The sequence below is a fragment of the Hydrogenophaga palleronii genome, assembly GCF_031457455.1.
GTDB classification, from domain to species: Bacteria; Pseudomonadota; Gammaproteobacteria; order Burkholderiales; family Burkholderiaceae_C; genus Hydrogenophaga; species Hydrogenophaga palleronii_A.
On sequence record NZ_JAVDWU010000004.1, the window covers coordinates 35,338 to 47,633 of the forward strand.

The 12,296-nt window shown below is 63.9% G+C and carries 13 protein-coding genes; 8 read left to right on the top strand and 5 right to left on the bottom strand.

Translation table 11 applies throughout. From position 1 onward, the window contains the following. Positions 1 to 3 precede the first annotated feature (3 nt). From J2W49_RS10280 to J2W49_RS10295, 4 genes are all read right to left on the bottom strand, one after another. Positions 4 to 822: a CbbQ/NirQ/NorQ/GpvN family protein gene (locus tag J2W49_RS10280; RefSeq protein ID WP_405001016.1), complete on the bottom strand. Its 819-nt coding sequence runs from the start codon at positions 820 to 822 to the stop codon at positions 4 to 6. 20 nt (positions 823 to 842) lie between these two features. Beyond that, a complete protein-coding gene (locus J2W49_RS10285; protein WP_310315315.1) occupies positions 843 to 2,222 on the bottom strand; it encodes a cbb3-type cytochrome c oxidase subunit I in 1,380 nt (459 codons plus the stop codon). Positions 2,223 to 2,293: 71 nt separating this feature from the next. Further along, complete coding sequence (locus J2W49_RS10290; protein ID WP_310315319.1) at positions 2,294 to 3,154, bottom strand: c-type cytochrome; 861 nt, start codon at positions 3,152 to 3,154, stop codon at positions 2,294 to 2,296. A 283-nt stretch (positions 3,155 to 3,437) separates the two neighbouring features. Next, the gene (locus J2W49_RS10295; RefSeq protein ID WP_310315323.1) at positions 3,438 to 4,136 is read right to left on the bottom strand and encodes a succinate dehydrogenase iron-sulfur subunit; all 699 of its coding nucleotides are present in this window, start codon (positions 4,134 to 4,136) and stop codon (positions 3,438 to 3,440) included. A gap of 277 nt (positions 4,137 to 4,413) precedes the next feature. Here J2W49_RS10295 and J2W49_RS10300 point away from each other — a divergent pair, with 277 nt between their 5' ends. The 8 genes from J2W49_RS10300 to J2W49_RS10335 all read left to right on the top strand — a co-directional run bounded on the left by J2W49_RS10300 (position 4,414) and on the right by J2W49_RS10335 (position 9,852). Continuing rightward, the gene (locus J2W49_RS10300) at positions 4,414 to 4,833 is read left to right on the top strand and encodes a COG4315 family predicted lipoprotein (protein ID WP_310315326.1); all 420 of its coding nucleotides are present in this window, start codon (positions 4,414 to 4,416) and stop codon (positions 4,831 to 4,833) included. An 83-nt stretch (positions 4,834 to 4,916) separates the two neighbouring features. Beyond that, positions 4,917 to 5,486: a sigma-70 family RNA polymerase sigma factor gene (locus J2W49_RS10305; protein ID WP_310315329.1), complete on the top strand. Its 570-nt coding sequence runs from the start codon at positions 4,917 to 4,919 to the stop codon at positions 5,484 to 5,486. After that, positions 5,483 to 6,211 (top strand): anti-sigma factor, encoded by a 729-nt coding sequence (locus J2W49_RS10310; protein ID WP_310315333.1) that lies wholly within the window; start codon positions 5,483 to 5,485, stop codon positions 6,209 to 6,211. The genes J2W49_RS10305 and J2W49_RS10310 overlap by 4 nt, the downstream gene beginning before the upstream one ends. 257 nt (positions 6,212 to 6,468) lie before the next feature. Next, the gene (locus J2W49_RS10315) at positions 6,469 to 7,752 is read left to right on the top strand and encodes a phospholipase D-like domain-containing protein (RefSeq protein WP_310315336.1); all 1,284 of its coding nucleotides are present in this window, start codon (positions 6,469 to 6,471) and stop codon (positions 7,750 to 7,752) included. A 105-nt stretch (positions 7,753 to 7,857) separates the two neighbouring features. After that, positions 7,858 to 8,127: a GlsB/YeaQ/YmgE family stress response membrane protein gene (locus J2W49_RS10320; RefSeq protein WP_310315338.1), complete on the top strand. Its 270-nt coding sequence runs from the start codon at positions 7,858 to 7,860 to the stop codon at positions 8,125 to 8,127. Positions 8,128 to 8,312: 185 nt separating this feature from the next. Then, positions 8,313 to 8,525, top strand: coding sequence for a hypothetical protein (locus tag J2W49_RS10325; RefSeq protein ID WP_310315341.1), 213 nt, complete (start codon positions 8,313 to 8,315; stop codon positions 8,523 to 8,525). Continuing rightward, the gene (locus J2W49_RS10330) at positions 8,522 to 8,761 is read left to right on the top strand and encodes a hypothetical protein (protein WP_310315345.1); all 240 of its coding nucleotides are present in this window, start codon (positions 8,522 to 8,524) and stop codon (positions 8,759 to 8,761) included. The genes J2W49_RS10325 and J2W49_RS10330 overlap by 4 nt, the downstream gene beginning before the upstream one ends. A gap of 332 nt (positions 8,762 to 9,093) precedes the next feature. Then, positions 9,094 to 9,852, top strand: a complete 759-nt coding sequence (locus J2W49_RS10335) for a carbonic anhydrase (RefSeq protein ID WP_310315348.1) — start codon at positions 9,094 to 9,096, stop codon at positions 9,850 to 9,852. A gap of 98 nt (positions 9,853 to 9,950) precedes the next feature. On the opposite strand, the gene J2W49_RS10340 is transcribed toward J2W49_RS10335, so the two are convergent. Next, positions 9,951 to 12,296 carry a heavy metal translocating P-type ATPase gene (locus tag J2W49_RS10340; RefSeq protein ID WP_405001008.1) on the bottom strand — a complete coding sequence of 782 codons (2,346 nt, stop codon included), beginning with the start codon at positions 12,294 to 12,296 and terminating at the stop codon, positions 9,951 to 9,953.

Here is a 12,296-nt window from a genome sequence, read left to right on the forward strand (position 1 = left end):
TCGTCAGACGAAGGTGGCGTCGACCAGATCGCGCATCGCACTGACCAGCGCTTCGTCGTCCGACAGCGGCGACACCACCGCGCTGAGGCATGCCTGCCGAATGGGTATGCCACTGACCACCAGCGCGGCCGCTGCGATCAGCAGCCGGGTGCTCGGCACTTCCGCCAGGCCCCGGTCGCGCAGTGCACGCAGGCGTTGCCCCAGCGACACCAGCGCCATGGCCGTGCCATGGTCCGTGCCGGATTCACGCTCAATGATTGCCGCCTCACGCGATGCCGGCGGAAAGTCGAAGTCGAGTGCCACGAAGCGCTGGCGGGTGCTGGGCTTGAGGTCTTTCAGCATGCGCTGGTAGCCCGGGTTGTAGGAGATGACCAGCAGGAACCCGGGCGCGGCCACCAACGACTCGCCCGTCTTGTCGATGGGGAGGCTGCGGCGGTGGTCGGTCAAGGAGTGCAGGACCACCATGGTGTCCTGGCGTGCTTCGACCACTTCGTCCAGGTAGCAGATGGCGCCTTCGCGCACGGCACGGGTCAGTGGCCCGTCTTGCCACGCGGTGCCGTCGTGGCGGATCAGGAAGCGGCCGATCAGGTCGCTCGCGCTCAGGTCGTCGTGGCAGGAGATGGTGATCAGGGGGCGTTTGAGCTTCCAAGCCATGTGCTCCACAAATCGCGTCTTGCCACACCCGGTGGGGCCTTTGAGCATCACAGCCAGCTCCAGCGCATGACAGTGCGCGAAGATGGAAACCTCCGCACCCGATGGCAGGTAGTACGGCTCGGGGGACGACGGAACGGATCCTTGTGGCGGGACAACGGTGTGGAGCAGGGGCGCGGCCAAGGGAGCTCTCACGGCGTCGAAAGGACGGGTTCGGCGTGGCCAGCGTGTGGTTCAGGGGCACCCGGCTCCACATCGAAGCGCGGAGCATGGCGGAAGAAGTCGTAGATGAACAGCCCCACGCCAACGGCAAACAACGAACCGGTGGCGACCAGCATGACGAAGTGCACCTGTATCTTCAGCTGCGCGTCGAGATACCCCATGCCCATGATGCGTTCCAGATACACCTGCGCAATGCCGGCGGTGGCAAACGACAGCGTCATGCCGAACATGCCGCCCAGCTGCATCCAGAAAGCCCAGTAGCCCAGGCTGCTGCCCTTTTCGCTGCGCCCCGGCACCATCGCAGGCAAGGCGTAGGTGATCATCGCGAGCACGATCATGGCGTAGGCACCGTAGAAGGCGGCGTGTCCGTGCATGGCGGTGATCAGCGTGCCGTGGGTCCATTTGTTGACGTCTGGAAAGGTGTGCGCCAGACCCAGCAGACCGGCACCGAACAGGGTGAACAGCGCGCTGCCGATGGTCCAGTGCAGGGCCAACGTATTGGGGTGCAAAAAGCCGGCGCGCCGCATGGCCGAATACGCGAACATCGCCATCCCCACCAGGGCCGCAGGTTCCAGCGCGCTGAAGATGCCGCCAATGGGCAACCAGTACGACGGCACGCCCACCCAGTAGTAGTGGTGCGCCGTGCCCAGAATGCCGGCGATGAAGACCAGACCCACGATCACATACAGCCACTTCTCCATCACCTCGCGGTCGGCGCCTGACAATCGGATCAACAGGTAGGCCAGGAAGCCGCCCTGGATCATCACCCACACGCCCTCCACCCAGAGGTGGATGGTCCACCAGCGGTAGTAGATGGAAACGGTGTAGTTCTCGTAGTGCAGCAGCGCGGGCAGGTACAACAACGCGGCCAGACCCAGGCCGAGCACGAGCACGCCTTCGGTGGTGGTGAAGCGTTTGGAGCGCCAGATCGTCATGCCGATGTTGTAGAGAAAGATCAGCATGCAGATCACGATAACGATCTTGTGGGGCAGCGGCTGTTCCAGCAGCTTGTTGCCGGTGCCATAGCGAAACAGATAGCCCACCACGGCGGTCGCGCCCATCAGGGTCCAGAGCACCAGCTGAATGTAGGCAAGCCTGGTGCTGTAGAGCTCGGTGCGCGATTCGTCGGGCACCATCCAGTAGGTGGCACCCATGAACCCGGTGAGCACCCACACGATCAGCAGGTTGGTGTGGATCACCTTGGTCACATCGAACGGCAGGATATTCAGCAGCGGATCGGGGCCCAGGTACTTGGCGGCCGACAGCAGCCCGAACACCAGCTGCAACCCGAACAACACCATGGCCACCGCGAAATACCAGTAGGCAACCGATTGAGACCTGTAGCGCATGAACAAACTCCTGGATGGGGCAGCGGTGGCCCGTAGTCTTTGTGGGCTGGACGGATTCGCGGCCTCTCCCGCTACTTGAAGGTCGCCAGGTAGGCAGCGAGCTGATCGATCTGCTCGGGTGTCAGGTCCTTGCCATAGGTATCCGGCATGAAGGACGCGCCGTTGGCGGAATACATGGCACCCGGGACCAGGTGTGCACTCGGCTGGGTGATGGATTCGCGAATGAAGGAGGTCAGGTCGGTGGCGGTGCCCTTGTAGTCGGGCGACGCCAGTGTTTTCTCTGTGCGCGTGGCAATGCCGGCCAGAGATGGGCCCGCCATGTCGGCGCCTGCGGTGAGCGAGTGGCAGGCGGTGCAGGCCGGTGCAGCGGCCATGAACACGCGCTCGCCCAAGGCCACCGGGTCTTTGCCGGTCATGGCCGTTGCCGCTCCTTCTGCAGACGTGGACGGGTCTGTGGCGGTGGTGGTTGAAGGAATCGTCGCGTTGGCTGCGCCTGCGCCCAGGCCGGTGACCACGATCGGGCGCGGTGGCCAGCCCTGGTTGTCGACCTTGCTGACCCAGTCCAGGAATGCGATCAGGCCATCGATTTCTTCGTCGCTCAGGTTCTGCTGTGGCATCAGCCGACGGTGGCGCTGCTCGTCGTAGAACTTTGAGGGGTCTTTCAGGAAGGCGCGCAGGTAGGGCGCACCGCGCTGTTGCGCGATCTTGGTGAGGTCAGGAGCGTAGTACGCACCCTCACCGAAGATGGTGTGGCAGTTGATGCAGTTGTGCTTGTGCCAGGCATCCTTGCCCAGCGTAACGGCCGGCGTGATGTTCTGCGCGTTGGTCAGCTTCGGGAACTGGCGGTGGCTGTCGAGCGTGAGACCGAGAAACACCAGTGTGGCCAGCAGGGTGGAACCGATCGCAAAGTAACGTGCCTGGCGCTTGTTCATGTGTCTGCACCCGCGTCAGACGCTGATGCCCGTCCAGTAGGTGACCGCGATGTAGGCTGCGTAGGCAATGCCGGCGCCCATCAAACCGAGCACGACACTGCTGAAGATCCTGATGCCCTGGTACGCACTCATGGTTTAGGCCTCTCTGAAAGGTTCGGCTGCAAAGGCCCGGGGTGGAGTGCGGCCTCAGGAGGGCATGTTGTTCAGTCAGGTCTGCGCTGTCCGTTCGGTAGCGTACGAAGGGCCTGCGCAAGCCGGCAGCCAACCGGTCGCGGGTGCAGGGCTAGACACTACGCCGCACCATCATTTCCTTGATCTTTCCAATCGCCAGCGCCGGATTCAAACCCTTCGGGCAGACGTCGCTGCAGTTCAGGATCGTGCGGCAGCGAAAGAGGCGGAAGGGGTCCTGAAGATCGTCCAGTCGCTCGCTGCTGGCCTGGTCACGGCTGTCCACCAGAAAGCGATAGGCCTGCAACAGCCCTGCCGGCCCGACGTACTTGTCGGGGTTCCACCAGAAGCTCGGACAGGCACTGGAGCAGCAGGCGCAAAGGATGCATTCGTACAGGCCGTTGAGCTCATCGCGTGCCACCGGTGACTGGCGCCGTTCCCGTTCGGGCGGGGGATCGCTGTTCATCAGCCACGGCTTGATGGAGTGGTACTGCTTGAAGAAGTCGCTCATGTCCACAAACAGGTCGCGGATCACCGGCAACCCCGGCAGCGGCTTCAGTACCACGGTGTTCGGCAGCGAGTGGATGTTGGTCACACAGGCCAGTCCGTTCTTGCCGTTGATGTTCATGGCATCTGAACCGCACACGCCTTCGCGGCAGGAGCGCCGGAAGCTCAGGCTCGGGTCGACGGACTTCAGTCGCATGAGCACATCCAGCAGCATGCGGTCACCGCCGCCCACCTCCAGCGCCATCTCCTGCATGTAAGGTCTGTCGTCGGTGTCGGGGTTGTAGCGGTAGATCTTGAAAGTGTGCATGGGGGGCGGGGACTTGACTGGTCAACACGTTTCCCCTGGTGCGAACGAAGTGCAGTCAGCGACACAGCTTCCAGGCGCCGACCTGACGCATCAAGGACCATCAAAGCGCAGGCTGTGCCCAGCGCCCCTGAGCGTCTGTGCGGCAGCGAACCCAGCGACCTCGGATCACCTTTGCATTTTTTTTCAGGCCCCTGCATCCAGGCGCCATTTCAAGCCGTTCTGTAGGTGGGACGCAATGTTGCGACCTTCAAACCCAACACCACAGGATGATCAAATCATGAAACACAGCTCACACTTGGCCGCCTTCGCTCTCTCCATCTTCGTCGCGGGTGCCGTCCAGGCGCAGCCAGTCATGCGGGAGGGCGTGCTGGCGGACGCGACCGGCCGCACGGTCTACACCTTTGACAAGGACGAAGCAGGCAAGAGCAACTGCAGTGGTGCCTGCCTGACCGCCTGGCCGGCCTTCACCGCCAAACCCGAGGCGGTGGCCAAGGGTGAGTTTGGCCTGATCAACGCCAACGGTGTGCGCCAGTGGACGGTGAACGGCAAGCCGCTCTATTACTTTGCCGGCGACGCCAAGCCCGGCGACCGCAACGGCAATGGTCAGGGCGGTGTGTGGCATGTGGTTCCTGCCAAACCTGTCGCCCGGCTTGACGCCCAGCCCGACCCCAAGGCGGCCGTCAGCCTGACCTACTGAGCCGGACGCCCGGTGGCTGGGGCAGGGGATGGGCGTGTCGGTGCGATATGCTCATCCACCTAGCACCCCCGGAGCTCTTCCTGATGGATGACCGTGATGAAGTGAGCCAGTTGCTGGCGCGCATTGCGCTGCGAGATGCGAAAGCGTTCGAAGCCCTTTTTTCTCTGGTCGCGAGCCGGCTGATGGCGGTCGCCCTGCGCGTGACGCAAGAGCCCGCTATGGCCGAGGATGTGCTGCAAGAGGTGTTCGTCTCGATCTGGAACCGGTCCGAAGCGGCGGCACCCGGGCAGCACCGGACGCTGGCGTGGCTGTGCGTGGTCACGCGCCACCGGGCCATCGATCTCCTGCGCAAGCGCAAACCCGAAGCATCGCTGTATTGGCGGGACGAGGAGGGAGAAGAGCACATGCACGATGTCCAGGCGGAAGGCGCATCTCCGATGGAGCAGCTGCTGGGGCATGAAGACGATGCGCGGTTGACGCGTTGCATGGGCACCCTCGAGCCCGAACCCAGGCGGGCCTTGCTGCTGGCCTTTTACGATGGCCTGACCCATCCCGAGATCGCGCTGCGCATGCAGCGGCCCCTGGGAACCGTCAAGGCCTGGACTCGGCGCAGCTTGATGCGGCTCAAGGGCTGCATGGAGGCCCTGGCATGAACTGGTACCAGCATCCTTCGGTGGTGGATCAACTGGCCGCGGCTTATGTGGCGGGCACGCTGCAGGGCAGGGCGCGCCGCCGTTTCGAAGCCGTCATGCAGCGCCAGCCGGCCCTGGTGGCAGCCGTGAACGACTGGACACAACGCCTGGCACCGCTGCACAGCGCCCTGCCAGCCCAGACGCCCAGCGCCGAGCTGTGGGGCCGCATATCGAAGGCTACCGCGACCGCCTCTGCAACAACCCCCATCACCAAGATGCCCTGGTGGCGCAGCCTGCTGGCGCCGGTACCCGCAGCGGCCCTGGCTTTGGGTCTGTTGCTGGGCACCCTGGTGCCGGCGGTGTGGCAAGCCCACGGCGACTATCAGCGCGGCATGGAACTGCCCGACAGCTACGTGGGTGTGCTGGGCACGGCCCAGGGGCAACCGGGCCTGATCATTTCCAGCTTGCGTCGGGGCAAGGTGGTTGACATCAAGCAGGTGACGCCGGTCAACGTGCCACAAGGACAGACGCTGTACCTGTGGCGCATCGACAAGGCGGGCGATGTTGCTGCGGTGGGACCCCTTCCCAACGGCCGGTTCACGCACCTGACATTGACCGAAACCGCCGAGCAGGTGTTTTTTCCGGCGGTGGAGCTGGCCGTGTCCCTGGAGCCTGTGGGAGCTCAACCCGCGGCACCCTCTCAGCCCTTTGTCTATCGCGGGCTGTGCGGCAAGCTCTGGCGCTGAGCCTCCCGCAGCATCCCACGCGATCTGACACTGCCGCAACGGCAGTGTGCGCATCGACATGGCCCGCGTGCGCAAGCGCACAGACCCGGCACGGCCTGCCTCACTAAGGTGACTGTTCCAGATGCTTTCTTGTCGAGGGGCAGTTTGCGATCGGCCTCAGACCCTGAGATCACCCACCACCAAAGGAAAGACATGCCCACTCCCTGGTTGAAGAAAGATCCTTTCATGAGCATGTGGCTGATTGCGGCCTTGATCTCATGCGTCACAAGTTCCGATGCGCACTGATCGCAGGTGTCGTGGCCGGCCTATGCCTGGTTGTCGGGCTGCTGGTCTCGAACTTCGTGGGGGGTGAAACGAAGGTCGAGCGCCGCATCGAGCGGTTGTATCCGCTCGATGACCCCCGCTTCGTGCAAGAGCTCGGCGTGCTGCTCGGGCCACCTTTCTTGCAGGGAACGAAGGTTCGTGCGCTGATGAACGGCGATGAGATCTTTCCGCCCATGCTGGCGGCGATCAGCGCTGCCCAGGTTTCGATCACCTTCGAAACCTACATCTATTGGGCGGGCGACATCGGCCGCGCGTTTGCTGAGGCCCTGGCCGAGCGGGCGCGCCAGGGCGTGAAGGTCCATGTGCTGCTCGACTGGGTTGGCAGCGAGAAGATGGACACCCGTTTGGTGACCACGATGGAGCAGGCCGGCGTTCAGGTCAGGCGGTTTCATCCACCGCACTGGTCGAACCTGGGGCGCATGAACAACCGGACCCACCGCAAGCTGCTGATTGCCGACGGCCGCGTCGGCTTCACAGGTGGCGTCGGGGTGGCACCGCAATGGACGGGTCGTGCACAGGACCCCGATCACTGGCGGGACACTCACTTTGAAGTTGAAGGTCCCGTGGTCGCACAGATGCAGTCGGTCTTCATTGACAACTGGATCAAGGTCACAGGCGATGTTCTCCATGGCCCGGACTACTTTCCCGTGTTGGCGCCGGCCGGCCCGGCATGGGCGCAGATGTTCAGCAGTTCACCGAGCGGGGGCAGCGAGAGCATGCAGCTGATGTACCTGTTGGCCGTGACGGCGGCGTCGCGTTCGATCGACTTGTCCGCAGCGTATTTTGTGCCTGACGAGCTGACCCTGCAGGCCTTGTCCGACGCACTGAAGCGGGGCGTCAAGCTGCGCATTGTGGTGCCCGGCAAGCACATCGACAGCGAGACGGTGCGCAGGGCTTCTCGGGCCACCTGGGGGCCGCTGCTCGAAGCCGGTGCCACCATTGCCGAATACGGGCCCACGATGTACCACTGCAAGCTCATGATCGTCGACGGCCTGCTCACTTCCGTGGGTTCAACCAACTTCGACAACCGGTCGTTTCGCCTCAACGACGAAGCGACGCTGAACATCGTCGACAAGGCATTCGCCAGCGCCCAGACCGCTGCCTTTGAAGCCGATCTCGCCCTGTCGCACCGGGTAAGTTACGACGAGTGGCAGGCCAGGCCCGCACGGGAGAGGCTCACCGAGTGGCTGGCCTCGCTGATCGACACGCAACTCTGACCATGTTCGCAGGCGTACAGACGAAGCCGGGCTTCGGCGAGAAACTGGTCACTTGAGTCCTGCGCATCCCGCATGGGACACCCCCGGTTTTCAGGAGCGCTCGCCATGGACTTTCTCATCTGGCTGTTCGTCGGCGGCGCCATAGGATGGCTTGCCAGCATGTGGATGAGGACCCATGACCAGCAAAGCGTGTTCCTCAACGTGGGCGTGGGCGTGGTTGGCGCCATGCTCGGAGGCTTGTTCATCTCACCGCTGACGGGTGTGGGCACCATCGATCAGAGCAGCTTCAGCCTGCCCGATTTGATCGTTTCATTCCTGGGCGCCGCGATTCTGCTGGCGGTCGTGAATGCTTTCCATCGCGGTCGTGCTCGCTGATGGACGGCCCCGGTTCCACGCACACAGCGCAAGCTGTCCACCTTCACAGGAACCTGAAGCGATGCCAGTGCTCAAACCGATCCCGGGCAGAACAACGATCACTCGGCGCCGCTCAGCACGTCGCAGTGAGCCGCACCAGCCGTGGCGTCTGCCGGCGCCACACCCTGTTTGAGAAGGACATCACCATGTTGTCTCGCACCCAACTGCACAAGCCCCACCACCCTGAAAAAGACGTGCCGGAAGAGTTCGAGCCCGGTGCGCCGCCTGTCGAACCCGACGAAGGGCCGGTTCCTGCCTTCATCCCGGACGATCCCGAGCAGGAGCGCGCCCCCAACCCCGGTGCGAACGAGACCTTGCCGATCCAGGGCGCCCGTAGCGCCATCGAAGTGGCCGGATGAGCCAGAACCCTGGAGCCCGGCAGGGTGCCGGGCGCTCGCCACTCAAAGACCGGGATCTGTCTCCAGAACGCAGCGGATCGACGGACGTCGCCCCCGAGGAGCCCTTGCACCTGACGGTGAATGCCAGGCACTACCTCGACGCCGACTTGCTGGCGACCGCCAGCCTGGACGCGAAAATCCGCGCCTGCCTGGTGCCCGGCTTCCGCAACAAGCCACCGTTGTCGAACGGCTCTTAGGGTCTGTTGACACATGAATTGCCATGAGGACCGGTGATGGCGCAGAAGCCATGCGGGGGATCGGTGCGTGTTGGAAGATGGGGCCGGTCTCGCTTGGCCAAGTACCCGATATGACGTCATGGTCTCACTGATTTTAATTATTTCGTAATTTTCTTTGTCGAGAATCCGGTCGGGCCTGCACGCTGTGTGGGTGCCGACGCTGCGTGCCAGTCTGCGTGTTTGGACTGTGCCGCCAGAAATTCTCCAGGTTGCATGGCAGGGCGCGGGCCCCGGGGCACGCGGTGGATGGGCAGACAGGCTCCAGCGTTTCTTCACCTGTCTTCAAACCAACCATGAAACTCCAAAAACTGATTCGACACTTCACAATGGCCGCTTTGGCACTTTGCGCCGCCACCTGGGCCAACGCCGAGGGGCCTCGCCCCCATTGGGAATACGAGGGCAAACACGGCGCCGCCCACTGGGGCGAACTGGAGCCTGGTTTTGAGGCTTGCGCACGCGGCGCGTCGCAAAGCCCGATCGACATCCGCAACACCGTGAAAGAAGAACTGCCCGCGCTGGACTTCCAGTACACCGCCGGTGCGCCCACGCTGGTCAACAACGGCCATACCGTGCAGGTCAACATGCCCGCAGGCAGCAAGCTGGTGGTGGAAGGCAAGGCCATGGAGCTGCTGCAGTTCCACTTCCACACCCCCAGCGAAGAGGCCATTGGTGGCAAGCGCGCGGCCATGGTGGCGCACTTTGTGCACAAGGACACGGACGGCGCCCTTGGTGTGGTGGCCGTGCTGATCCAGCCAGGCAAGACCAACGCGGCCTGGGCACCCATCTTCGAGCACCTGCCCCGCATGGGCGAAACCTTGACTGTGGACGGCCTCACGCTGAATCCTGGCGCTTTGTTGCCCACCAAGAAGGGCTACTACAGCTTTGCCGGTTCGCTGACCACGCCACCTTGTTCCGAGGGCGTGAAATGGATGGTGCTCAAGGAGCCCGTGAAGCTGGGCGACAAGCAGATCAAGGCCTTCCGCCAGCTGTACAACGCCAACGCGCGACCGCTGCAGCCGCTCAACGGGCGCGTGGTCAAGGAAAGCGTCTGACGTCGGTTTGCCGCATGGCGCCAGGAGACCATGCTCTGTGGTGCTTTGGCTGATGGCAGGCGCAGGCTCCCAAGTGGACTGCGTGATCTGCCTGCTCCTCACCGGTCCCGGATCGCCGCCCCTCGCAGCCGCAAGGCATTGCCGATGACCGAGGCAGAGCTCAGGCTCATGGCCAGGGCAGCGATCATGGGCGAGAGCAGCCAGCCGGTGAAGGGATACAGCAGGCCAGCGGCCAGCGGAATGCCCAGTGCGTTGTAGAGAAAGGCAAACGCCAGGTTCTGCTTCATGTTGGCCACCGTGGCCACCGAGAGCGCCCTGGCCGTGGCAATGCCGCGAAGATCGCCTTTGACCAGCGTGAGCTGTGCGCTGTTCATGGCCACATCGGTGCCGGTGCCCATGGCAATGCCCACATCAGCCCGCGCCAGTGCCGGCGCGTCGTTGATGCCGTCGCCCGCCATGGCCACCACGCGGCCCTCAGCCTGTAGCTTCTCCACCAGTCTGAGTTTGTCCTCCGGCTTCACCTCGCCGTGGACTTCGTCAATGCCCAGGCGTTGGCCCACCGAGCGCGCCGTGGTCAGGCCGTCGCCGGTGGCCATGACCACGCGGATGTGGGCCTGGCGCAGCGATGCGAGCGCTTCGGCCGTGGTGGACTTGATCGGGTCGGACACGGCCAGCAGGCCGGCCAATGTGTTGTTCACCGCCAGGTACATGACACTGGCACCCTCTGAACGAAGGGCTTCGGCCTCAGTGGCCATGGGCGATGCGTCCACGTTCAGCTGTTGCATCAGCGCCGTGTTGCCCAGGGCCAGGGTGTTCGAACTCACCACGCCGCGCACACCAATGCCGGACTCGGAGTCGAATTGCTCGGGCTTGTCGAGCTCCAGCTCCTGCTGCCTGGCCGCGGCCACGATGGCGGCGGCCAGCGGGTGTTCACTGCCCTGGTCCAGGCTGGCCGCGAGGCGCAGGACCTCGGTTTCGGAAAACCGGCCATGGCCGATCGCTCGCTCGAACTGCGGCCTGCCCTCGGTGAGGGTGCCGGTCTTGTCCACGATGAGGGTGTCCACCTTGCGCAGGTTCTCGATGGCGGCGGCATCGCGAAACAGCACGCCGTTGGTGGCGCCGCGCCCGGTGGCCACCATGATGGACATGGGTGTGGCCAGGCCCAGGGCACATGGGCAGGCGATGATCAACACGGCCACGGCGTTGATGAGTCCATGAACCCAACGGGGTTCGGGGCCGAACAGGCCCCAGACAAAAAAGGTGAGCAGAGCCACCGCAACCACACCCATCACAAATTTTCCAGCCACCTGGTCGGCCATGCGCTGCATGGGCGCGCGCGAGCGCTGTGCCATGGCCACCATCTGCACGATCTGCGAGAGCACCGTGGCGGAGCCCACATGTTCAGACCGCATCACCAAGGCGCCACTGGTGTTGAGCGTGGCGCCGATCAGCTTGTCGCCGACCCGTTTCGTCACCGGCAGCGGTTCACCCGTGAGCATCGATTCATCCAGCGCGCTGGCGCCTTCAACCACGGTGCCGTCGGTAGGCACCTTCTCACCTGGGCGCACGCGCAGCAGGTCGCCCACATGCACATGCGCCAGCGGCACGTCTTCTTCCTGCCCGTTGGCCTTGATACGCCGCGCGGTTTTGGGTGCCAGGCCCAGCAGCGAGCGGATGGCGGCCGAGGTCTGTGAGCGCGCCTTGAGTTCCAGCAACTGCCCCAGCAGGGTCAGCGAGATGATCACCGCAGCGGCTTCAAAATACACCGCCACCCGTCCCATCGATACAAACGACTCGGGGAACACCTGGGGTGTCACCGTGGCCACCGTGCTGTAGACAAACGCCGCCCCGGTACCCAGCCCGATGAGGGTCCACATGTTGGGTCTTCCGTTCGCCACCGACTGCGCGCCGCGCACAAAGAAGGGCCAGCCCGCCCACAACACGATGGGTACCGTGAGCGCGAGTTCGATCCAGCTCTGTACCGCCATGTCGAACCAGCCCAGGCCGTGGCCAAACATGGCCAGCACGGTGACGACCACGGTGAGTGGCAGGGTCCACCAGAAGCGGTGCTGGAAGTCCTTGAGTTCGGGGTTCTCCTGTTCCTCAAGTTCAGGAAGCAGGGGCTCCAGCGACATGCCGCACTTGGGGCAGTTGCCGGGATGGTCCTGCCGGATCTCCGGGTGCATGGGGCAGGTGTACACCGTGCCCGCCGCCGCAGGCGCTTGGGCTGGCGCAGGCGCCGGGGCGAGGTATTGCCGGGGATTCGCCACGAACTTGCCCTGGCATTTCGCGCTGCAGAAATAAAAGGTCTGACCTCCGTGCACCGTGCGGTGAGCCGATTGCTCGGTCACCTTCATGCCGCAAACACGGTCCTTGAGCGCTGCCGGATCGTTCTGGTGGTCCTCAGAATGGCCGGCGGGGTGCCGGTGTGCTGTCATGTCCAT

What these genes read in the sequence shown, in the direction of transcription:
- J2W49_RS10325 (WP_310315341.1), top strand. Translation starts at nt 8,313, where the DNA reads ATGTTGTCTCGCACCCAACTGCACAAGCCCCACCACCCTGAAAAAGAC.
- J2W49_RS10290 (WP_310315319.1), bottom strand. Translation starts at nt 3,154, where the DNA reads ATGAACAAGCGCCAGGCACGTTACTTTGCGATCGGTTCCACCCTGCTG.
- J2W49_RS10335 (WP_310315348.1), top strand. Translation starts at nt 9,094, where the DNA reads ATGAAACTCCAAAAACTGATTCGACACTTCACAATGGCCGCTTTGGCA.
- J2W49_RS10315 (WP_310315336.1), top strand. Translation starts at nt 6,469, where the DNA reads ATGCGTCACAAGTTCCGATGCGCACTGATCGCAGGTGTCGTGGCCGGC.
- J2W49_RS10295 (WP_310315323.1), bottom strand. Translation starts at nt 4,136, where the DNA reads ATGCACACTTTCAAGATCTACCGCTACAACCCCGACACCGACGACAGA.
- J2W49_RS10285 (WP_310315315.1), bottom strand. Translation starts at nt 2,222, where the DNA reads ATGCGCTACAGGTCTCAATCGGTTGCCTACTGGTATTTCGCGGTGGCC.
- J2W49_RS10305 (WP_310315329.1), top strand. Translation starts at nt 4,917, where the DNA reads ATGGATGACCGTGATGAAGTGAGCCAGTTGCTGGCGCGCATTGCGCTG.
- J2W49_RS10300 (WP_310315326.1), top strand. Translation starts at nt 4,414, where the DNA reads ATGAAACACAGCTCACACTTGGCCGCCTTCGCTCTCTCCATCTTCGTC.
- J2W49_RS10310 (WP_310315333.1), top strand. Translation starts at nt 5,483, where the DNA reads ATGAACTGGTACCAGCATCCTTCGGTGGTGGATCAACTGGCCGCGGCT.
- J2W49_RS10340 (WP_405001008.1), bottom strand. Translation starts at nt 12,296, where the DNA reads ATGGACATGACAGCACACCGGCACCCCGCCGGCCATTCTGAGGACCAC.
- J2W49_RS10320 (WP_310315338.1), top strand. Translation starts at nt 7,858, where the DNA reads ATGGACTTTCTCATCTGGCTGTTCGTCGGCGGCGCCATAGGATGGCTT.
- J2W49_RS10330 (WP_310315345.1), top strand. Translation starts at nt 8,522, where the DNA reads ATGAGCCAGAACCCTGGAGCCCGGCAGGGTGCCGGGCGCTCGCCACTC.